At 45.5% G+C, this 21,835-nt stretch carries 22 protein-coding genes; 15 read left to right on the plus strand and 7 right to left on the minus strand.

Going from position 1 to position 21,835, the window contains the following annotated elements; translation table 11 throughout:
- Positions 1–6 precede the first annotated feature (6 nt).
- Together ACLIIY_RS02035 and ACLIIY_RS02040 are read right to left on the minus strand one after the other, a co-directional pair.
- Positions 7–837, minus strand: coding sequence for a transglycosylase SLT domain-containing protein (locus tag ACLIIY_RS02035; RefSeq protein WP_434528047.1), 831 nt, complete (start codon positions 835–837; stop codon positions 7–9).
- Positions 838–851: 14 nt separating this feature from the next.
- Positions 852–1,715 (minus strand): LysR family transcriptional regulator, encoded by an 864-nt coding sequence (locus tag ACLIIY_RS02040; RefSeq protein ID WP_020193913.1) that lies wholly within the window; start codon positions 1,713–1,715, stop codon positions 852–854.
- Between the two features lie 332 nt (positions 1,716–2,047).
- Between ACLIIY_RS02040 and ACLIIY_RS02045 the strand changes: the two genes are divergently transcribed.
- From ACLIIY_RS02045 to ACLIIY_RS02110, 14 genes are read left to right on the plus strand one after another with little or no spacing between them, the layout of a single operon-like run.
- Positions 2,048–2,260 carry a Flp family type IVb pilin gene (locus tag ACLIIY_RS02045; protein ID WP_434528048.1) on the plus strand — a complete coding sequence of 71 codons (213 nt, stop codon included), beginning with the start codon at positions 2,048–2,050 and terminating at the stop codon, positions 2,258–2,260.
- Positions 2,261–2,283: 23 nt separating this feature from the next.
- On the plus strand, positions 2,284–2,742 hold the full coding sequence (locus tag ACLIIY_RS02050) for an A24 family peptidase (protein WP_199482980.1): 459 nt from the start codon (positions 2,284–2,286) through the stop codon (positions 2,740–2,742).
- 11 nt (positions 2,743–2,753) lie between these two features.
- A complete protein-coding gene (cpaB, locus tag ACLIIY_RS02055) occupies positions 2,754–3,599 on the plus strand; it encodes a Flp pilus assembly protein CpaB (RefSeq protein ID WP_434528049.1) in 846 nt (281 codons plus the stop codon).
- Positions 3,600–3,622: 23 nt separating this feature from the next.
- Complete coding sequence (locus ACLIIY_RS02060) at positions 3,623–4,960, plus strand: type II and III secretion system protein family protein (protein WP_045480955.1); 1,338 nt, start codon at positions 3,623–3,625, stop codon at positions 4,958–4,960.
- On the plus strand, positions 4,957–5,433 hold the full coding sequence (locus ACLIIY_RS02065; protein ID WP_045480365.1) for a hypothetical protein: 477 nt from the start codon (positions 4,957–4,959) through the stop codon (positions 5,431–5,433). Before ACLIIY_RS02060 ends, ACLIIY_RS02065 begins: the two co-directional genes overlap by 4 nt.
- On the plus strand, positions 5,434–6,672 hold the full coding sequence (locus tag ACLIIY_RS02070; RefSeq protein WP_045480368.1) for an AAA family ATPase: 1,239 nt from the start codon (positions 5,434–5,436) through the stop codon (positions 6,670–6,672).
- Positions 6,669–7,946 (plus strand): CpaF family protein, encoded by a 1,278-nt coding sequence (locus ACLIIY_RS02075; RefSeq protein WP_045480371.1) that lies wholly within the window; start codon positions 6,669–6,671, stop codon positions 7,944–7,946. Before ACLIIY_RS02070 ends, ACLIIY_RS02075 begins: the two co-directional genes overlap by 4 nt.
- Positions 7,946–8,848: a type II secretion system F family protein gene (locus ACLIIY_RS02080; protein WP_434528530.1), complete on the plus strand. Its 903-nt coding sequence runs from the start codon at positions 7,946–7,948 to the stop codon at positions 8,846–8,848. The genes ACLIIY_RS02075 and ACLIIY_RS02080 overlap by 1 nt, the downstream gene beginning before the upstream one ends.
- A complete protein-coding gene (locus tag ACLIIY_RS02085) occupies positions 8,845–9,705 on the plus strand; it encodes a type II secretion system F family protein (protein ID WP_045480374.1) in 861 nt (286 codons plus the stop codon). Before ACLIIY_RS02080 ends, ACLIIY_RS02085 begins: the two co-directional genes overlap by 4 nt.
- Positions 9,702–10,406: a tetratricopeptide repeat protein gene (locus ACLIIY_RS02090; protein ID WP_045480376.1), complete on the plus strand. Its 705-nt coding sequence runs from the start codon at positions 9,702–9,704 to the stop codon at positions 10,404–10,406. The genes ACLIIY_RS02085 and ACLIIY_RS02090 overlap by 4 nt, the downstream gene beginning before the upstream one ends.
- A 13-nt stretch (positions 10,407–10,419) precedes the next feature.
- Positions 10,420–10,914 carry a TadE family protein gene (locus ACLIIY_RS02095; protein WP_045480379.1) on the plus strand — a complete coding sequence of 165 codons (495 nt, stop codon included), beginning with the start codon at positions 10,420–10,422 and terminating at the stop codon, positions 10,912–10,914.
- The gene (gene tadF, locus ACLIIY_RS02100; RefSeq protein ID WP_434528050.1) at positions 10,911–11,432 is read left to right on the plus strand and encodes a tight adherence pilus pseudopilin TadF; all 522 of its coding nucleotides are present in this window, start codon (positions 10,911–10,913) and stop codon (positions 11,430–11,432) included. Before ACLIIY_RS02095 ends, tadF begins: the two co-directional genes overlap by 4 nt.
- A 2-nt stretch (positions 11,433–11,434) precedes the next feature.
- Positions 11,435–12,937 (plus strand): pilus assembly protein, encoded by a 1,503-nt coding sequence (locus ACLIIY_RS02105; RefSeq protein ID WP_258490292.1) that lies wholly within the window; start codon positions 11,435–11,437, stop codon positions 12,935–12,937.
- Positions 12,938–12,942: 5 nt separating this feature from the next.
- Positions 12,943–13,626 carry an OmpA family protein gene (locus ACLIIY_RS02110; protein WP_434528051.1) on the plus strand — a complete coding sequence of 228 codons (684 nt, stop codon included), beginning with the start codon at positions 12,943–12,945 and terminating at the stop codon, positions 13,624–13,626.
- A 112-nt stretch (positions 13,627–13,738) separates the two neighbouring features.
- Here the strand turns inward: ACLIIY_RS02110 and chrA are convergent, their stop codons facing one another.
- Positions 13,739–14,878 carry a chromate efflux transporter gene (gene chrA / locus ACLIIY_RS02115; RefSeq protein WP_132697916.1) on the minus strand — a complete coding sequence of 380 codons (1,140 nt, stop codon included), beginning with the start codon at positions 14,876–14,878 and terminating at the stop codon, positions 13,739–13,741.
- Positions 14,879–14,992: 114 nt separating this feature from the next.
- Here chrA and ACLIIY_RS02120 point away from each other — a divergent pair, with 114 nt between their 5' ends.
- A complete protein-coding gene (locus tag ACLIIY_RS02120; protein WP_039986329.1) occupies positions 14,993–15,925 on the plus strand; it encodes a LysR family transcriptional regulator in 933 nt (310 codons plus the stop codon).
- A 14-nt stretch (positions 15,926–15,939) separates the two neighbouring features.
- Here the strand turns inward: ACLIIY_RS02120 and ygjK are convergent, their stop codons facing one another.
- From ygjK to ACLIIY_RS02140, 4 genes are all read right to left on the minus strand, one after another.
- The gene (ygjK, locus tag ACLIIY_RS02125) at positions 15,940–18,312 is read right to left on the minus strand and encodes an alpha-glucosidase (protein ID WP_434528052.1); all 2,373 of its coding nucleotides are present in this window, start codon (positions 18,310–18,312) and stop codon (positions 15,940–15,942) included.
- Between the two features lie 15 nt (positions 18,313–18,327).
- Positions 18,328–19,383 (minus strand): protein YgjJ, encoded by a 1,056-nt coding sequence (gene ygjJ / locus ACLIIY_RS02130; protein WP_434528053.1) that lies wholly within the window; start codon positions 19,381–19,383, stop codon positions 18,328–18,330.
- A 355-nt stretch (positions 19,384–19,738) separates the two neighbouring features.
- Positions 19,739–21,181, minus strand: a complete 1,443-nt coding sequence (locus ACLIIY_RS02135; protein ID WP_434528054.1) for an amino acid permease — start codon at positions 21,179–21,181, stop codon at positions 19,739–19,741.
- A 203-nt stretch (positions 21,182–21,384) separates the two neighbouring features.
- The gene (locus ACLIIY_RS02140; protein ID WP_009707487.1) at positions 21,385–21,834 is read right to left on the minus strand and encodes a beta-galactosidase subunit beta; all 450 of its coding nucleotides are present in this window, start codon (positions 21,832–21,834) and stop codon (positions 21,385–21,387) included.
- Position 21,835: the final 1 nt, after the last annotated feature.

Below are 21,835 nucleotides of genomic sequence, written 5' to 3' on the forward strand. Positions count from 1 at the left end.
TGATTATCAAAGTGTATCAATCACTCGCTTTTGATAGTGGTGATAGAGACGCATGACTTTTTCTACGTAGTTTCGAGTCTCTTCAATAGGCAGAGTTTGGGTTAGTCGAAAGTAAAGTTCGTCTTCTGTGAGTCGATTCATTTCTGAAGAAAATTGAGGCAGTGACTGAGTGTAAGATAGATAACGCATTAGGTTCGACAACCCACAGTTGTAAGCCGCAATGGCCAAAAGCATTTTGTTTTGTTCGGATCGCACCGAGTGTAAGTAATCGGTTTTGAGAATATGTAAGTACGCCGCCCCTGTATCTATATTAAAGTTCGGCTCGAACAACTCATCACGTGAAATTTTTCTTCCAAAGTACAGCTTTTGGGAGACTTCCAACGCTCCGCCATTTTGCATGACTTGCATTAAGCCAATGGCATCTTTGTGTGAGACTGCATTGGGGTTAAAGGCGCTTTCAGTATGAATAATGGCCAGCAGCAAGGCGGTTTCTATTTTCCATTGCGTAGCAGCTTCAGAAATCATGGGTAAATATTGTAAGGCGGCAGGAGAGGTGGGTTTGGTCACCTTATTGTAAGCTTTGGCTTTTGTCGGCTCGGTTGTGCCTCTTAGCTCCACCACTTGCGTTCCTGAATGCCGAGATACGCTTGGCAATGTTTTCAGTTTGAGCTTTTTCTCTTGGAGAGAGTGGCGGTTTTGCTGGTTGAGTGTTTGTTGATCGACCTTGGTCATTTTTGCATTGGCTTGAGGGTACACAGCCAGAGCCATCGAAGTCAGAATCCAGATGAGACCTTTCTGAGCAAGCGCGCGTTTGATTCGTTTGAAAGCCGCAGCCATAACCGCTCCAGTGACTAAAAATGCTTGTGCCCTTTTCTCAGCTTATCGTGTAGCCACTGGTGATACTTACTGTAATCCGAGTGAATGGGCCAGATCAAAGAGGCGTATAACTGCTTGCCAAACAAGGCAGTCTCACTTGGTGCTTTGGCCAAGACATCACGATGCATGGAGTTATCAATCGTATGTTGTGGTAGGAACGCCATGCCTTTCTTCGCAATGCATAATTCCATGATGGTACTGATATCATCGAGTATCCACATATTGTTTTTGGCGACATTGGACAAGTCGATCAAATCCTCACACCCGTCTAATAAGAGTAGGCGAGACTCGGTGGGTTTTCCTTGTTGAATAAGGTCATGATGTACCACCCAATTACAGTTGACGGTAAAAAGCTCATCAATATTAAAGTCGAGTTTCGTGCGGTGGTAAGGATTACAGATGGCAATGTCGATTTGGTTGTTATTGATGTATTGACCAAGGATTTGGCTAGGTTTGGTGACAACAGTTAATTCTATTTCTGGAAAAGCTTCTGAGAACTCAATGAGGGCACTTTTGACTTCGTTGTTAAACACCAGAGAATCAATACCAACTCGCATATGGTACAGATCCGTTCTCAAAAGGGATTCGGCGATTTGGCTCAGCTCGTTGTATTTGTTGATGATGGGCGTCGCCAGTTGATAAATCTTCTTTCCTCGTTCTGTTGGTTCGACTTGCTTATTGCTCCTGTCGATAAGTAAGTAACCTAACTCCTCTTCTAAGCTCTTCACCGCACCGCTCACCGTAGACTGAGACTTACCTAATTTTCTTGCTCCACTACTAAAAGAACCATGAGTGATCACGGCATGAAAAGAGATGAGATTGTCGAAGGGAAGTTTCATCACGGTGCTTCCTCTGGCCTCTAGTCCATAAGTTTTAGCTTAATGGGTATGAAGAAGGTTGAATTAACAATCCAGCTAAGTGTGATTTGTGTCACATTTTAAATTTACGGTACAAAATCTTATTTTTACCACTAAAAGAAGAAGGGGGAGCGATAATTGACTGAACTGTAGATATAAAAAATTTTTGCTACCCATTAAGGATAATCTCTAAGTGAAACGGCACGCTTGGCAGAATCGGTCTCACCGATATTGTTCATTTTTGAGACGGTGATCCGGTGTCTACGATAAAAGGGCTAAGCAGTTAGTACGAAACAAGGAAAGAGGGACAAACCATGATTACTAAACTTTATGTAGACCTTACAAACTACCTAAATGAACTTAAAAATGATGAGCAGGGCGTTACTGCAATTGAGTACGGTCTAATTGGTGTTGCAATGGCACTCATGTTGATCGCAGTGCTTGGTACGGGTAACAACGATTTTCTTGGTGCGTTACAAGATGCATTTGAGAAGATCGGTTCTGAAATTAACAGTAAAAACGGTTAATCAAAGACCCGTATATACACAGTATGCCTGAATCCTTAGAGCTATTTCTCTATGCGGTTTTGCTGATTACATGCTTGGTTATTTCAATTTCTGATGCAAGGGACAGAAGAATAGAAAACAAGCATGTGGTCATTATTGCCATAGTCGCGCTAGCTCTAGGTTTTTCAGATTACTCTGCGAACAGTTTGTGGTACCTAGGGACTTGTTGGGCCGCTTTAATTCTACTTCATCGCTTGAGGGTTATGGGGGGCGGAGACGTTAAGCTCATCGCTGCCTTTTCATTGTCGCTGCCATCCGTCGGACTTTGGTTCGCACTCTGGCTAGTGGTTATTTTTGGTGGCGTATTGGCTATTTTTTATCTCGCTAAACGCATTCTACAAACCCAAAAACGAGTCAAGCCTTCGATTCCAACTGGTTTACCTTATGGCATCGCTATCTGCTCTGGTTTCTATGTTGTTCTTATAACAAGGATAATAACGTAGGGAGACAGATCATGAGATCTCGTTTGGCGTTGTTCGTTGCCTTTCTCGCTGTATTAGTGGGTGGTGTTGGTATTTTTCACAACATTACGTCCACGCAGAATCAAAACGCAATCGCGGAAGTCAATCATCCTGCGAAGTCTGCAATCGACGATGTTCAATATATTCAAGTATGGCGAGCGGCAGTCGATCTCGAACGCGGAACCCCAATTGATATCAACAATGTTGAAAGAGAACAATTGCAGTTAAATATTGCCTTGGAAGAGGGCATCAGCTCTGACATCAAATTGGATTTTTCCCCGTCAACTTTGCTCAACAAAAATATTAAGCAAGGCCAATTGGTGTTGCCAGAATATCAAGTTAATGAGAGCGATCCCCGTTACATTGATCTTTTGATTACCGAGGGCATGGAGCCTTACTCGCTATTGGTCAGCACTCGTAATCTAGTGCAAGGGTATATTCGTCCTGGAACCTACGTTGATTTACTAGCCGTTAGCTCTCCTCAAGAAAATTTAGCGGACGAAGATAACGATGCAATTGACTTTAGCGGTGTGAACGCACAGTTGATTTTGCAGAATGTAAAAGTTTTGAGTATCGGTGGAGCAACACAAGACGAAGATACTGTGCAATCTAATGTATCGAGTGAAGATGAGCATCAAATCGTCATCGTGGTTGAAGTTGTGCCACAAGCTATCGCAAGACTCTCTATCGCTCAAAAAACCATGCACCTCGAAGTGTACAGAAGCCACAAGTACAAAGAGCCGATTTTTGCTGAGGTTCGAGATGTGATTGGAAACTACAGTGGCGTAACGGAATTACGCGGTTCGACTCGCCAAACTGCTCAGGGAGAGGAACTGTAATGAACAGCCAAATACTAAGAAAAATGTGTATCTATGTGCTGATAGTATCCGCCTCGTTTTTTAGCGCTTTTACGCTAGCAGCCGATCGCTACATTACGGTAAGTGATGGACAACATATTGAAGTGAAAGAAGCGATCTCGACGGTTTTTGTCAGTGACCCGTCCATCGTGGACTATAACGTCATCAACGAGAACACCGTCGTCGTCTTTGCCAAAGAAGTCGGCCAAGCCAGATTCATCATCTATGGCAAGTCCAAAAAAGTCCTCCTTTCTGACCGAATTATTGTAGACATAGATTTGTCTCTTGTTCGTCGCCAGCTCAAGCTTCATTACCCGAATCTAAATGTCAAAGTCGAATCTGTAGGCTCACAAGTTGCCGTTAGTGGTGTTGTTGATTCCGAGCAACAGCGTGACGATATCTATCGAATGGTTGCTACGCTCCTCGGCAGGGAAAAAGTGGAGAAGTGGGAAGAAACTCAAGTGCTGGAGTTCGACAATGAGGCGTTTGACATAGAAGAACCTCAAGCACTTATCTTCGCCCGGAATATGACTTGGGATGGCATTTTAGAGCTTATTGAAGTTGCAACGGATCAACAGGTCAATGTGAAGATTTCTGTTGCCCAAGTAACGGAAACCTTTGCTCAAACCGTTGGTGTAGATTGGTCTAGTGTTGGTGCTGACGTGGGTGAGTTCTTATTCCAGCAATTTGATGCCGCTGATTTGACGACTTTGATTACCGCTCTGGGTAATGAAAACGTCGCTCAAGTCCTTGCCGAACCAAACCTTACCGTTATTTCTGGTGAATCTGCCAGTTTCTTGGTCGGCGGTGAAGTGCCTGTAATCGTAAGTACCAACAACAATATCAACATCACCTTTCGAGAATTTGGTATCAAGCTCGATTTGACGGCCAAAGTGCTTCATGAAGAAAAAATCCGTATGCAACTCATGCCCGAGGTGAGTGAAGTTGAGCGTTACATTCGAGCTGCGGGTATTGAGGTTCCACAGTTTGCAACAAGACGAGCCATGACAACGATTGAATTGGGGGATGGAGATAGCTTCGTTTTAGGCGGCTTGATGAGTAGCTCGGATCTAGAAGAACTGCAGAAGATTCCACTGCTTGGCGATATTCCTGTTCTCGGTGCTGCATTTCGCAAAGCTTCAACGGATCGAAGACGAACGGAGCTGATTATTGTTGCGACAGTGAATCTTGTGAAGCCAATGAAGAACAAAGAAATTCAACTGCCCTACATGAATAAAACATCCACTTTGCGTCGCTGGCTAAAAATATCAGACAGTGCAGACGGTAACAGAGGAAACGATCCAACGATTGAATTGCTTTCTCAAGGAGGGTTTATCGAATGAAATCGATCGTATTTGCCATGCTAGCTGCTGCGTTACTGTCTGGTTGTGCAGAGCGTTATTTTAACGGCTCTAGCGCTGAAGCGCTCGTGTACCCAGAAACGCATGTATATCAGTTTACCGTGAAGTCCGGGCAGCAAACGACAAGCCAAATCTCGAGTATTTTAGATATCGTTGAAGAGAACGATTCAGGAGCGAGTTACCTTCTTGAATATCGCAATACCAAGGGTAAAAAAGTCCTTGATGGCGTAATGAAAGGGAGGGAAAAACTTCCTCTAAGAGCAGAAGCTTTCTCTTTGCGTCGTAACAATACGTTAAGCAATGACATCCAACTAACGATTACCTACCACTCACTTTTGACTCAGCCGTGTCAGCCTTCAGAAATAGAGGAAGACGATATCAGCCGCAATTGTTTCTCCGAAGTTGCTCGGATGAAGCAAATCTCGCACAAGGAACGTTTGGTGGAGGGATTGTAGATGTTTGATTTAGGTAAAACATTAAAAGAGACAAGTACACCACAGATTCTCGAGAGTACCCATGGCCCGGCAGGGTGTGTTCTGCTTTATCAAAGCCTTGAGTGTATGTCTTTGGTAAAAGAGATGTTTGAGTTCGAGGGGTGGAACTCGCCAAACTGTCTCAAACAATCAAGTATTCCACAGAGTTTTTATTCTGAACAAAGCGGCAATATTGTCATTCTGGAGTTAAATGAATCGGATGACATTATTCGCGATGCTCAACATTTTGCGACACATTTGCCGACGCACAAAGGCATTATTGTAATTGGGAAGGAAGACTCCATATCAACCCTTCGTCAACTCAAAGAGATGGGTTTTTACTACTTGTTCTGGCCAATCAACAAGCATGAATTTGCTGATTTTGTCATGAACGTTCATCGCAACTTACAAACTTATTCCGGGGTAAGTAAGCAGCGTAAAGCAAAGCGAGTCGCTGTTGTTGGTAGTAAAGGTGGTATTGGAACGTCGCTAATTACGACTGAACTTAGCTCAAAACTGTCGTCACAGAACATCGATACCATCTTAGTTGACCATCAATACAATGACAGCAATATAGATGTACTGCTTGCAATGGAAGACTTTAAGTCTCGCGCGATTGATGAATTTTCAGTTCCTATCCATGAGTTAGATACAGAAGGCGCACTCAGTTATCTGACGAAAATTCGCAAGAACCTTCGTTTACTTGCACTCCAAAGTGAACGTAATCAAGACGATATTTTCAGTTATAACCAAACTCTCTGTGAATTACTGAGTAGGAACACAAACTTTATCATTGAGGATTTCTCTGGAAGTGTTGATTTTAGGGTTGACCCGCATTGGTTGATAGAGAACTACGACGTTGTCGTGGTGGTTTTTGAACCTTCAGTTTCGTCTGTGCGAAATGCAAAAGTATTGCTCGAACAGTTAGAGAGTAAACAAGTTTCCATGAGTAAGCGGATCCGAACCATCACGCTTGCTAACCATCATCGCCCAGAAAATACCTTTGTGATCGAACAAAGCGATCTTAAAAAGTATCTAGGTACGGATGTTAATTTGGATATGCCGTACTGCCGAGCGTTGTCTCATTTGCTTCTAGAGGGTAAGCGTGCTCACAAACATGATCGTTCTATAAACCGCACGATAGAGGATCTTACTCGCCTAATTAATGGTCAGCAAACGCATCACTCAACGAGCTGGTTATCCAGATTGGGGGCAAGATGAGTTCAAACAAAGAGTTATATACCGCATTTCGCTCTCAAATATTCGAAGCGTTAGATGTTGAGGCAATTCAAAGTTTATCGAAGCATGAGATCGAAGGTCAGATTCGTAATGCGGTCGATGTATTAGCGAGTAACTTTGAGCGACCTATAACGTCAATGATGAAATCGAGCTTGGTCAAAAGCATGCTCGACGAGCTGTTTGGGTTAGGGCCTATTCAGTCTTTAGTGGATGACAGAAACATAACGGATATTATGGTGAATGGGGCGAACAATGTGTTTTTTGAGAAACACGGTAAGCTCGAAAAATCGGAAATTACGTTTGTCGACGAAGCCCAAGTTCTGAGTATTGCAAAACAAATAGCCTCGCGTGTTGGTCGACGAGTGGATGAGTTATCGCCAACGGTAGATGCTCGCCTTGAAGACGGCAGTCGTGTAAACATCGTTATCCCGCCCATTGCCTTAGATGGCACTTCGATCTCTATTCGTAAATTTAGAGAGCAAAACATTGGCCTAGAAGAGTTGGTTGAGTTTGGATCTCTGTCTTTAGATATGGCCAGACTTCTCTCGATCGCGTCTCGATGCCGAATGAATATCCTGATCTCTGGTGGTACCGGCTCAGGTAAAACCACACTGCTTAATTCTCTATCTCAATACATCAGTGATGATGAACGCATTGTTACCATCGAGGATGCTGCTGAGCTGCGTCTAGAGCAACCGAACCTAGTACGCCTAGAAACGAGAGCGGAAAGTGTTGAACACACGGGCTTAGTCACCCAGCGTGATTTGGTGATTAATGCGCTGCGTATGCGTCCAGACCGCATCATTTTAGGTGAGTGTCGTGGCTCTGAAGCGTTCGAAATGTTGCAGGCGATGAATACGGGTCATGAAGGTTCAATGTCGACGCTGCACGCGAACTCTCCACGTGATGCCATCGGGCGCGTTGAATCTATGGTGATGATGGCGAACCTAAACCAACCACTCGATGCGATTCGTCGAGCGATTGTGAGTGCGATTGAGCTGGTGGTTCAAGTGAACAGGCTTCGAGACGGTTCGAGAAAAGTCACCAGCATCTCTGAGATAGTGGGTTTAGAAGGCGACAGTGTGGTGATGGAAGAGATTTTCCGTTTCCAGTATGACGAAGTCGGTTACGGAGAAGCAGTACGAGGGCGCTTTACTACCGAAGGTATAATGCAGCGCTCTGAATTGGTTAAGAAAGCACATTTTTACGGTCTATATGAAGAGCTTATGGTGGCCTTCCAAGGAGTTCGCTCATGATGCTTTGGATTTCCATTATTTTATTTGGTTTAGCGCTTTATCTGCTTTTGAGTAATAAGCAGAGCAAGATCAGCGGATACTTTCCTGAATCTGAAGTAGACGAAGAAATTGTCAGTGCTATCAATCTAAATTCTTTGATGGAACAAAAGCGTTGGCAGCGTTTTAAAAATAACCTATCTCCGACGATTCAAGTTCTTGGGCCGAGAGCCAATTTTATTATTGTCGCTTTTATTTTTATCGTTGCTTATCTCACCTATTACGTGACGTATGAGTTATTAAAAATCAACTCCTTACTTGTTGCTGGGGGCATATTCTTCCTCGTTATTGTTTGGGCGTATCACTGGTTGCAAAACAAGCGTCGAATCACGTTTGAGAAAACTTTCCCTGATGCGTTGAATATTCTTATGAGTGCGGTTACTGCGGGTGAAAGTCTCATGCACGCTTTCTCTTTTGTTGGCGATAACATGGATGGGGAAGTTGGACGAGAGTTCAAGGAGATGGGGGATCGATTGAAACTGGGTGAAAGCGCTGAACAAGTTCTCTTGCGATCATGTAAAGCATTTCCTTATCCAGAATATATCTTCTTCACGATTACTATTCGAGCCAACATTAACCGTGGTGGCCAACTTAAAAACGTATTGGCGAGGTTGATTCGTATCTTGGTCGATGCACGGACATTAGAAACTAAAAAAATGGCCATGACATCAGAAGCGCGAATTTCAGCCAAAGTAGTGGCAGCTATTCCCGTTGCGTTTGCTTTGATGGTTAATCAAGTGAGCCCTGACCATATCAACTTTATTTTGAATGATCCGAATGGACGCTGGATTCTTTATTATGTTGCTGGGAGTGAAGTACTTGGGTTGTTTATTGTTTGGCTGCTTGTAAAAGGAGTAAGACAATGACCTTGATTGTAAGCATCATTTTAGTGCTCGGAGCACTCGCGTTTATCTCTTACGATTTGTATTTCAGCCATCGTAAAGCCGTTGCCTTAGATAAGTACTTAAAAGGTTCGAACAAAGAAGAATTAAAGCCGAAGCTAAACTCTTTTTTGGTTAAGTTTGGTAAGGAAAACCGAAAAGACCTAGAGCAAAAGTTACAAAATGCTGGTTATTACAATAAAGAGTTAGCCAGTTATTACTTCCCAATTAAAATTGCTCTGATCTTGATTGCTGCTGTTGTCGTGCTGTTCTTAAATGTCGATTTATTGACTAAAGCACTCGCGTTCTCTATTGCTCTGGTGGTGGTCATTATTGTTCCTGACTTCCTACTAGAAATGCGCAAAAGACTTATGGTTAAGCGCATCTCAAAAAATCTGCCCTATGTATTGGATATCATGTCTGTGTGTGTGCAGACCGGTATGACCATAGAGGCCTCTTTTGCTTATCTTTCGAAAGAGTTGAAAATCTTTGATAAAGACCTTTGTTATCAAATTAAAAGGACATCTGAAGCGGGCAAAGTTCACGGCATTGAAAAAGCGTTGCATGACTTGTCTGAGCGCTTGCCTGCACCTGAGGTTTCCAGTTTTGTTCTTACGATTATCCAAAATCTCCACTATGGCGCATCCGTCGCCAATGTATTGAGTGATCTAGCAGAAGATATGCGCCGCATACAACTGTTAAGAGTCGAGGAGAAAATGGGTAAGTTGTCAGCAAAAATGAGTATTCCTTTGATTTTGCTGATCATGTTTCCAATCGTCATCTTTATTCTTGCCCCTGGCGTTATGCAAATTGACCTGAACAGTTTTGGAGGACAACGATGAAAATCATAAAGGATGTGATCGCTCTCTCTGCAATTGTCTTGTTAAGTGCTTGTTCATCAAGCTCTAGCAACGATATTGACGTTGTTCAGAGCATGGAGCGTGTCGATAACCACTCAGGATTAATTCAGCATTATAAGGGGCACTTGGAACAAGACCCTGAAGACGTTCAAATAATGCAAGAGTTGGCCAAAGTCTATTTTGATAAAGGTGATACCGAGTCCTCAAAATTCTATGTGGATCATTTGCTCGATAAGGGTGTTCGAAACGCTGCTCTACTTCAACTCAGAGGACAAATCCACAGCCAAGAGGGAGAGGATAAACTTGCGATTAATCGCTATAAACATTCGATTGAATTAGGAAACAATACCGGAGAAATCTATGTTCTGTCAGGGATTGCCTATTGCAACACCGATCAATTTAACCAAGCCAAAACCGCATTCAACCAAGCCCGTCTAAAAGGCTATAACGACGTGGCGGTAAAAAATAACTTAGCCGTAGTTTACCTTGCTCAACGACAGTATGACGACGTGATAACACTGCTGGTTCCTGTTTATCAGGAAAACCCTAGCAACCAGAAGGTGCGTGCAAATTTAGCCATCGCATTATTCAAAGTAGGGGATATCTATCAGGCGCGAGATTTATTAGAAGGGTCTTTTACTGACTCTCAAGTGATGGAAATTTCGCGAAGGTTACACCAGTAATGAGGTGATAGCTATGAGGCATACTCTATCGAAATCGAAGGGTGTCACTATCATCGAGTTTGTGTTGGGCGCACTTGTTTTAGGTGTTGCTATGCTCATGCTCTTTGAGATGAGCTTTCGAATTTATGTAACGAACTTGGTTGAGTACGCGTTAAGAGAAACGGTTCGCAGCACCAAAATTTATGAGGGTGGAGACTCTTACGACAATTACAAGTTAACACTCGATAATGCGTTAGGCGAATCGGATTCGATGTGGGCGACTTTGGTTCCTGCAGAAAACTTTACGCTGACGGGACAGTACTATTTGTCTTATTCAGATCTCATCTCCAACGTGAGTTACACCGACGTACAAATGGATGAAGGTGGCGGTGGTTATGCGATTGCCGAGTTTACTCTTCAATATAATCACAGCCCAATGTTTAGCGTGTTCACCGGAGATGTTGTACCGATTACACGTAGTACTTTGATAAACCTAGAACATGAAGGATGGGAGGAGGAAACGCCATGAAAACTCTTACCCGTCAAAAAGGCGTTTTTGCGATTGAGCTATTCATAGTACTCGTTGCGTTAATCGCTGTTTTCTATTTTATGACTGACCTTAGTCATAAGCTATTAAGCCGCGCGCAGTTAGATAGAGGTAGCTTTGCGTTGGCGAACGTCTTAAAAGAGCGGACACGCTATTACGATGAGCGATTCACGCTCAATGCCAGCGATGAATCAGACATGAAGACGTTGGCAGCGCGTTTGTTTGACACTACGCCAACCAGTATCGCAATTAAGATTGAAGCATTGCACGATAAATCTACCCTCAATGCTTTTGAAAGCGATGAATACCGAAACCTTGGTTGTAACGCGAATAGTCTTGCGAATAAAGCAGACTTAGCTCCAGTGGAAAATGGCAATATCTTTTCCCTATATCAGGTCACATTGTGTCAAGAAGAGAACTCTTGGTTCGCTCGATTTTGGGGTAACAATGCGTCTCCAACCATGACCATTACTTCCAGCTCTGTTGTTGTAGGGAGGTAACCATGAACCTTACACACTTCAACCGAACTAAATCTCATCGTGCCCAAAGTGGGGTTGCGGCGATTTGGTTTGCACTTACTTTGGTACCAGTCTTCGGCATGACATTTATAGCCGTTGAGGGCACCCGTTATATTCAAGAGACGAGTCGCTTGCGAGATGCTGCTCAAACAGCGGCACTAGCCGTGACGATTGATGACAAATCCAATGTATCAGATGCATTAGCGACGCTTTATATTAACGATTATGTCCGTGATGTTTCTCATGTGAATATTCAGACGGTACGCACCTATCAAGAACCAACGGAAGAGAATGACAATACCGAGAAGATTCAGTATTCCGTTGATGCAGTAACGACACACAATTCTTGGTTTGCCAGCACTTTTATTCCTTCTTTTGAACAAACCCAGAAGTTGGCAGGACAAGCTGTAGCGGCAAAATATCCTTATTATTTGGGTGACAAGATCATCGATTTGGTTTTGGTAACTGACTTTTCTGGATCGATGAACAACAACTGGCAAGGGCAAGTCAAAATCGATTTATTGAAGGATGCAGTAGAGGAAATCGCAGACAGAATTTTAGTGCCGAGAGAAGGTGAAACAGAAGTTCTTAATCGTATTGCCATCATTCCTTTTAACCTACGCGTTCAAGAGAAGTTAAGCGGAAACTTGTATGCCACAAGCCAACTTCGTTACAAGAGTGGCTATCGATTAGATGTCTCTCCTGTTCTATATGAGCAAGTTAACTGGTCATATTGGTCGCCGTACACCGAAAGTGAAGTTGAGAGTTGTGCCGCCGATGTTGATGATTGTCCAAATCAAAAGAATTGGGAAAGACAACACGCTAAACGCGTCTCTCACGTGGTGAACTTCAACAATAACCGCTTAGAGATTCCGGAGTACATTGGTTACACCAAGTCGGTTAATCATATGTTCGACAACAAGGTTTCTAATCCAAGTTTCAACTTCCATTTCCGTTCCAATAACAATTCTTTGTACAACGGTAGCATGACGATGACGGGGAACAACGGTTTCTTCACGATTCCTCTAACGGCTGATAAGACACAGCTTGAGAAAGTGCAAACCATGAACTCAGGTGGTAACACTGCCGCCTACCAAGGCATGCTGCGTGGCTTGCAAATCATGGAAGGTGGACGACCAAATGGCAATGATGCCGAAGAGACTCAACAGTACAACGATCGCCTCAAAATGCTGATTGTGATCAGTGATGGGATGGAGTTTCCTTATACACAAATCCTTCCGGGATTAGTCAATCAAGGTATGTGCGATAAGGCGCGTGAACACTTCCAAACTGAGAATGGCAATTTGTACATTGGCGTCATTGGGGTGAACTTCAGTGCATCTTCGCAAAGTGGTTTCCAAGATTGTGTGTTGAATCCGGATGAAGACATCATCGATGTAACAGAGACAGAAGATTTTATTAAGAAAATCGAAGAGCTAATTAAGAAAGGATCTCGTGGTAATGGTGTATCGAGACTATATGGGTGATAGGTATGACCAAAGCAATACTAATAACAGGGATGCTGGTGGCAGGTTTCACGACCGTTAGTGCGAATGCCAGTGAAGTCAGTTCAAAAGTGACCGAATACTGCGGGACGTCTTATTATGAATACTCGCACTCGATTCAGGTTGGCGAGGTGACAGGGGTGGCATCGCACCGTGATGGCTACTGGCAAGTCACCGATACCAGCAATGACCCCGCACTGAAGTGGGCGCTGATGAAGAACTCATCACTGCTCACTAACCCGAATGATTGCCTGACGTATATCTCGAATTTGGGTATTGCGCAATTCAGTGGTGAAGTCACGGATAAGGGTAAATTGATTGCACGGGTTCACTTCGCGTTCGATCGTTTTAACCTCACACCGCTCGCTAGAGATGTCTTGAGCAGTGTTGCTCGTCAGCTTGCTCAAACGAACTATCAAGTCACCGTGGAAGGGCATACTGACTGGATAGGCACCAAAGCCTATAACCAAACTCTGGGTCATAATCGAGCCAAAAGCACGGCTCGTGAGCTGCACTATTACGGGGTGAGCGAACAGAAAACCACGCTTAAATCCTTTGGGGAATCTGAGCCGATTGCCACCAACAATACCTCGTCGGGTCGTTCTAAAAACCGTAGAGCAGATGTTTACATTCCAGCGGATGAACAGGAAAAACCATCAGCAACGGAATAGGTGTTAACTACTGACTCGATGGAATTAAAAACGCCCGCCTCCAATTGGAAGCGGGCGTTGTACTCTTATCTTTATCTTTATCTTTATCTTTATCTTTGCCTTAGCGATACGCTTACATCATGCCAGTCACAATGCCAGCCGCGACAAAGAACACAATCATCCAAAGCACCGACAAGTTAAGTTTCTTATGTAAGTAGAAGCCAGCTATCACAAGAGCGATGTCAATTGGGGTAACGACAGCGCTGCTGAATACCGGTTGGTAAAGTGCTGCTAATAGTAAACCAACGACCGATGCGTTTACGCCGTTGATCGCGCCCGACACTGCAGGTTTGCCAGCCAGCGCTTGCCAGTTCTTTAGCACGCCAAGCAGCAATAAAAAGCCCGGTAAGAATACACCTAATGTTGCAACTAGCGCGCCTAGGATAGGTGCATCAGACAGCTCGTAACCAATGTAAGTTGCGAAGGTAAACATCGGTCCCGGTACTGCTTGCGCTGCGGCGTAGCCCGTTAGGAACGCGTCTTGGCTGAGTTGATCGCCAACGATGTTTTGCAATAGCGGAAGTACCACGTGACCACCACCGAAAACTAAGCTACCCGCTTGGAAGAAGTCGCTAAACAATCCAAGCATTGGCAAGGTGTGAGCCACAAACGGCAAACCAATCAGAAGTACTGCGAACAGTGCCAATGGTGCAATGGTTGGTTTAAAAGGTTCGGCAGGGGCTGCGGATTCTTTCTTAAGATATTGAGTGCCAATCAAGCCCGCTACTACAAGCACCAGCATTTGAGTTGCGATGCTCGGTGCAACCAATAATGCAATCGCGGTTGCCACACACAAGCCTGCTGTTAGTTTGCTTTGACAGAAGTTTTTGTACATTCCCCAAGTCGCATCCGCCACCACAACGACCGCAAGCAACTTCAAGCCATGAACGATGTTTTGGAACAGCGCCGTATCGGTGATCTGGCTGCTTACCATCGCAAGCGCCAACATGATGATCACGGAAGGCAACGTGAAGCCAAGAAACGCCATGCATGCGCCGCCTAAGCCTCCGCGTTTGTAACCCAGAGCAAAGCCAACTTGGCTAGAACCAGGACCCGGTAAGAATTGGCTCAAAGCCACGATCTGTGCGTATTCGCTGTCATCAATCCATTTGAGCTTTTCAACGAACGTTTGGCGGAAGTAGCCGATGTGCGCCGCAGGGCCACCGAAACTGATCCAACCAAGCCAAAAAAAGGTTTTAAAAATGGTAAACATGTTGAGCCTGTTAAATCTCCAATAAAACTGCATCTACTGTAAGAAATGTACTAAGATGACTCAAATTAATAGTTTTAATTTCATCTATGAATGAAATGGGATGAGGTTTGTTCTATGAAAGATGACATCCAGTGGCGCAATATCGACTTAAATCTGTTGGTGACCTTTTCTTACCTATATCGCTATCGCAGTGTGAGTTTGGCGGCCGAGAAAAGCTTTGTCAGTCAGTCTGCCATGAGCCACAGCTTGTCGCGTTTGCGCGTGTTGTTTGATGACCCATTGTTTGAGCGTAAAGGTCATAAGATGGACCCAACCGAGCACGCGCATCATATTGCGCCGACGGTGCATCATTTATTGGACTCGATTGCCAAAGACTTACTGACTAAGTCCGCTTTCCAACCAGAAAACTACGCCGGCGTGTGCCGCATAGGGTTAACCGACTACGCCGAGTTTATCTTCGCCCCACTGCTTTATGATGAAATCCGTAAGCGTGCGCCAGAAGCCCAAATCAGTTTTATCAACGTCAACCGCAGCAATTACGTAGCGATCACGGAGCACGATAAATTAGATGTCATCATCGGCAGTATGCCTGTGCTCGACGATAATTTTGAGAGCCAGTACCTCTACACAGAAAAGCACGTATGTCTGTGTGATAAGCGAGTGTTGAAAGGCGAAACACAATTGTCGATTCACGCTTTTGCCAATATTGAACAAGCCCTCGTAAGTCCTGATGGCAGCTTGAGTACACAAGTAGACAAAAAGCTTGCTGAGCATGGCTTGAGCCGAAAAGTCACCGTTGCTTCACGTAACTTCCTTACGATTCGAAACTTGCTTAAACAGCGTGAGTTGGTTGCGATTGTGCCGGAGAAAATGGCGCAAGCGGAAGGGTTCTCGGACGATTTGGTGAGCGTCCAGCCGCCGATTGCGGTAGCGGATTTTGATATCGCGATGTTGTGGCATACCAGCCGTAACAACGAGGATAAAGGGATTTGGCTGCGTCAGCTGGTGGCAGAATTGATTACAGGGAGCAACGAAGGCTCCCTGTAATTGACGACTGATTTCTACTCAGTGAAGAAGTCGTTGTACAGCATGTATAGGTGCGCCGCGCTCCATGAGAAGTTTGGTGCGCCTTGTTGATCGCCCGTCAGTGGGTTGTAGTTCTCTCGAATTGGGCCATCTTGCACAAGGCCGTCCGCATGCTGGAAGAAGGCCGTTGCCATCTCAATGGCGTCATCACGATAGCCGTATCTGTCCATGCCTTTCAAGCCGAAGTAGAACTGATCGACCCATACGCGTCCACGCCAGTAAATATCTGGACCGAAGGCTGGGTTGGAGAGCGCAGCCGTACCCAGTGGCACATACGTATTGAACTCATTGCTGTCTTTCATCACTTTTACGACGGAATCGGCATGAGCTTGAGTCGCCGCACCATTAAACAGGGGCGACCAACCCTCTGGTCCCATCCCGCGCTCGACAATCGGCTTGCCCGCACAGCCATTTTCTAGTGGTTTGTCTTCGATGCGAATGTCGTAGAAGAAGCCCGTGGACTCATCGAACATACAAGTGTTGATATAGTTTGCCAGATGTTTAGCCTTCGCTCGGAAGTCTTTTGCTTCGTCTTCTTTGCCTAACATGTCCGCCATTTCGGCTAGGTATTGGTTATCGCTGTACATGTAGCTCGCTTGGTCAACGGATTCTTGTAGCAGTGAGTAACCCAGTAGGGTGCCGTCTTCAGCGCGGTTCTGCGCAAATTCCACTTCCCAATCGCTGCGCTTACCGCCTTTGGCAACGTAAGCATCAAGCTGCTCTTTATCGATAAAGCCAAAGACCGCTGCGTCATCGCGGCCAGATTCCCAAGAAGCGGCGGTTTGTGCTGGGCTCTCGATGTAATCGTAATTACCCTCTGCCATCACTTTTGCCAGTGCTTTCTTACCCACTACCGTTTCATGCTCTTCACCGCGAACCACCGTAAAGTACATTTCACCTTCTGGCGTGTTGTGCGCTTTGTCTACCGCAGCGCCATATTCAGGAACGCCGTTGCCGTTGTTGTCGCGGTTACGCAGCCACCAGTTGTGGTACGCCACAAGCTTCGGATACATCTCTTCGATCCATGCTTTATCACCGGTGGTTTTGTACACTTCCATGACCGCCCACGCAGCAAGACTTGGTTTGGTATTACGTTCGTTCCAGTTGCCTCCGTCGCCGCCACGTTCAGGGCTTAAGTTGTAAGCCAATAGATCCGGCACATAACCCTCATCCCAAGGGCGAACAGGATCGTTTGCTTGAATTTGATAAGCGAACATCGCACGAATGTTGTCTTTCGCGACATCTGGATTGAAGTGCGCCATCGCATAAGCTTGCTTCCATGTATCCCAAGGCCAAGTTTGGTTGCCTGAGAACCAACGTGCTGTCACGGACGGGGTTACCGAATCAAATTTCATCGCACCTGCGACACCGCGCCAGTTGCCGTTCAAGGTCTCCATCGATTTCACCGCCACGCGTTCTTGCTCTGGTGTGGCGTGTGGGTTGGTTAAGCCTTTGGTTAGATAGTCTTCCCAACGCTGCTCAGAAGCCGAAAGATAAGCCTCTGGATTTGCCAAAATGTCTTGAATCTTCGCTTGTTCAGCTTGGTTTTCTTTTGCGGTTAGGACATGAGAGTAGGTGGTGTAAATCGTGGTTGAGCCGTCGATTCTCGCCGTCGAAGTAAACTGATGACCATCCACCTGAGTTTCCATATCGATGGACTTATGGATTTGGTATTCGGACTCGCCAGAGGTCAACAGATCCCACGTTGAACGTACTTTACCAAACGTTACTTTTAAACCGTCATCCGTCGCGACGATCGTGCGGTTGTAATTTGGGTACTGCTCATCAATGGTTTTATCTGATTGGGATTTGCCTTCTTTAGCGTGGTACTTCTCAAGCAATTGGCCATCCCATACGAGTTCAACTGGGGCGTCTGTGGTGATGTTGGTTTCCAACAGAGAAGTGCGGTCAGAAGCAAAACGCAACGTCATCTCCACGGTGACATCACCAGAGGTTAGCTTTTGCACCAATGCGCCCGGCAAGCTGTACGCCTCCATTTCGAAGGCGACTTTTTTGCCATCTTTGTACACGCTTAAGCGATCAAAATTATTGGCCATAAAGTTGATGTATTCTTCGGTCAGGAGCGCAGTGCCAGGAAAGCCACCCATACCTTCTGCATTGTCAGGCAATAGGTGTCCGTGCCATGCACCCATATCGAAAAATGGATTAAAACGCTGGTGGTCATCAAAGTCGTAATCGCGCATGTATTCTGGAGAGCCGGTACGGTCAATTACATTCTTAAACTCGCTCGCTTGTAACGGTGATTCAGAAGTTGTGACGGTATTACAGCCAGAGAGTGTCACCGCTGAACCAACGGCTAAAGCAATTAGGGTTTTACGTAAAGTCATGTTTGGTTCCTCGGTTTACCAGTAGAAATATTGCATTGCGAAAACTTGAGCATCGCCCGTCACGTTGTCATCCCCGACAGCAAAGCGACTATCAAATGCGGTTGCCCATGTGCCGTTGGCGTATTCCCACCACACGCCGGCGTTGATGTAAGAAGTGATTTCATCCTCAGCGGTGTCTGATTCAAAATTGGCGTAGTTGTAGGCCGCTGATAGATAGACGCCCGGAGCGGCTTCATACCATGCACTGGTCATAAAGCCTGATTCGCTGCCGTCTGAAACTTGGTTGCCTTTATCGGTGTCGTGCCATACACGTGCGGCAACGTTTTTGTATTCCGCACCAATGAGGAACAGTTCACCACCGTCGTTGTTACGGACTTCTGCGCCGCCCATCAGCGTTAAGTGTTCAGCAATGTCGTATTGGATGTAACCGTTGACCATGGCGTTCTTATCGATCCATTGATCAGCAAAGCGGTCGTATTTACCAAAGTTGACCCAAGAATCATCTTCCGAGAAGTCCGACTCAGGAGCGGCTGAAATGCTGTAGCGGAATTTACCTTCAAGGTTTTGGATCTTAGCGCCCAAGAACACGTCTCGTGTATTGGAGATCACGTAGCCATATTCGACTGTCGCATCGCCCCACCATTGAACGTCATCCAGAGAAGAGTCCATACGGCCAATCATAAACTCGGTGTTGCCATCGGTGCGGTAACCGGCATAGAAACGGTTGAAGCCACCCTCGAAGCCTCCCCAACCATGGCCTGTCGCCCAAGCATTGCCATCGTCATCGGCTTGAACCGTCCAACCTTCCATGTACGCAAGGCCGAACCAGTTACCGTATTGGACCGCGAGGCCACCCTCGATGTAAGTGCCGTCTGCGTAGCGGCCTTTGTTTTCGCCTTCTAACGCGACATGGCCACCAATGCCTAATTCGCCGTAAAAGTCGAAGCTGACTTCTGCGTCGGATTTTGGAGGTTGAGTAGGGCTATGGTCAGCTTGGCTTTCAGATGCATGGACATTGACAGCGGTAAGAATCAATCCGGACAAAACAGTTTTAGTAAAACAAGTCTTCATTTTAATCACTTCTTAATTGAGTAGGATTTATCGTTTGCTGACGTGGCTGAATTTATATGGGGGTGCTCTAAAGGCTTTAGGATCAGCTCGTGTGCAAACTTGGGATCAATTTTATCGATCAAATGATATTTGATTAAATGCTCTATAGTTAAATTGTGATCGATATTTAGTAAAGTTTTACTTGTCGTTTTTATGGATTGAGAACGGTTATATAGGAAGGGGGAATGATGGTTTTTGCTATGTAATTACGCCCTAGAATGCGCTTGAAGAGTGGTGGTTTTGCAGGGGAAGCAGGACAAAAGCAAAAAGAGCATCACGAAGATGCTCTTTGAATAAGAGGGGGATTAACGCTTATTTATGATTGCGTTACTGGCTCTTGTGCCTTTTCTTGCGTTGCTTGTTGTTTGATAGCTTGCTTCTTTTCAAAGCGAGAGATCCACCACCAAGCCAGAGCAGAGAAGACGGCAGTCATAAACACGTTGATGAAGAACGCACGTACCAAATCAACACCTGTAGGGAATGCCGAGGCGGTCATGCTCACCACGAAGATGACAATCAGTACCGACACCACACTCATGCCCACTTTGCGTGAACCCATACGGAAGTCGCGCGGTGTATCGTCGTGTTTTAGACGGAACACAAAGTACGCAATCATGATGAAGATTGGCGGTAGCATCGCCGTACCCGCCGTTAGGTTGATCGCTTGGTTCATCATGTCTTGCACGGATTCTGAACCAAAGCCGTTGACGATCAGCATCACCACAACGAACGCGAATTGCCACCATGCTGCACGTACTGGAACACCGTGTTCGTTCAGCTCTGTGGTTTTCTCGCCGTACACACCTTTTGGAATTTCAGAGAAGTGAATTTTTACTGGTGCTGCAGTCCACATCATCATTGAGCCAAACATCGCGATGAACAAGATGATACCAACGAAGCGGCCAACCAATACTGTTGAAATGTCGAAGTATTGCGCCATACCGGTAAAGATTTCTACCATGCCGCCAGCGTATGTTAAGTCTTCACGCGGAACGAACACGTTCACCAAAAGTGAGCCAATAGCGTACATCGCACCAATCAAGATGCCCGCCATGATGATCACTTTGATGAAGGCTTTTTGGCCGCCTTTTACGTCTTTCAGGTAAGCCGCTGCGGTTTCTGCACCGCCTGCTGCTTGGAAGATCCAACACATAATGCCTAGCGTCGCCCAGTTAATGGTTGGGCTCATTGCTTCTAGCGTGATTGGATCAGCTGGCGTGTAAGTGTCGCCGCCTAATGCCATTAGCGCGCCGAGAACGTAAATGCCGAATAGGGCAAACACACCGTAAGCAACCAGCTCAGAAATTTTGCCCAACCAAGATGCGCCTTTGGTTGAAATGTGGGTCGCCGCTGCGAACAGAACAATCGAGATCACCGACGTCACCATTGGTGAGAAGGTGTATTCGTAACCAAGCATCGCGTAAGACGCGTAAGCAATCACGTTTGGTAGCAGAGACACAAACCAGAATAGGTTCACGAACCAGTAGAGGAACGAACCTAGGTAAGCCGCTTTAGAGCCAAGTGGTTGTTTAAGCCAGTCGTACATGCCTGACTCAGAGTTTTTGTTCGCCGAAACGAACTCCGCAATGATGAATACAAATGGAATGAAGTAAACGATCGTCGCGAAAAGGAAGATAGGGGCAGAGCTAAGGCCAAGCTCAATGTTGTTGTTCACGATGTTACGGACGTTAAATACCGCCGCAAATGTCATCGACAGCAAGGCGAATTTGCCAATGGTGCCACGCATAGATTCAGACATAGAGTCCTCCGATGAATCACGTCAATTCCCTTCGTAACTCAGTGATAGTGCTATTGACCGTTTTATCATCCTTGGGCGAATATTATTCGTAATCGCGTGGGATTGCTGAGGTCTACAACTGATCTGTGATCTGAATTACTTTGGGTTTATTTAATTATTTTGTTGTTAGGCCAGACGCGTTGTCTGGCCTTGCCTGTAAGCCGTTATTTATTTAGGAAATAGCCATCTTCGATGGTCACTTTGAGCACCACTTTTCTTACTCGGTTGTCACCGTGGAAGCGGTACGCTTTATCGTTATCAAAAATTGCCACTTGGCCTTCGCAAAGCTCACGAGTCTCACCTTGACCAGAGAGAAATTCGCGGTCAGTTTCATCTCGGTATGCTTGCTCTAGGCGTAAATCGGATTTGTCGGCGAACTCCACTGTTTCGCGACCTTCTAGGTAGTAATGCACATCGAAGTAGCGGCGGTTACCTTCAAACAGGTCGGTTTGTTTTGTCCCGTCTTCAATCATGTAAACCAGAGAGTCACCAATCGAATACATCACGCCGTCTTTGATGTTGGCGATGTTCTCAATCGCTTCCACGCAGCGGTTCCATTTACGACCGTCGCGGTACACGACTTTGAATTGTTCTAAGTTGTCTAACACGATCATG

Source organism: Vibrio sp. K4, from assembly GCF_051122595.1.
In the GTDB taxonomy this organism is placed as follows: domain Bacteria; phylum Pseudomonadota; class Gammaproteobacteria; order Enterobacterales; family Vibrionaceae; genus Vibrio; species Vibrio owensii.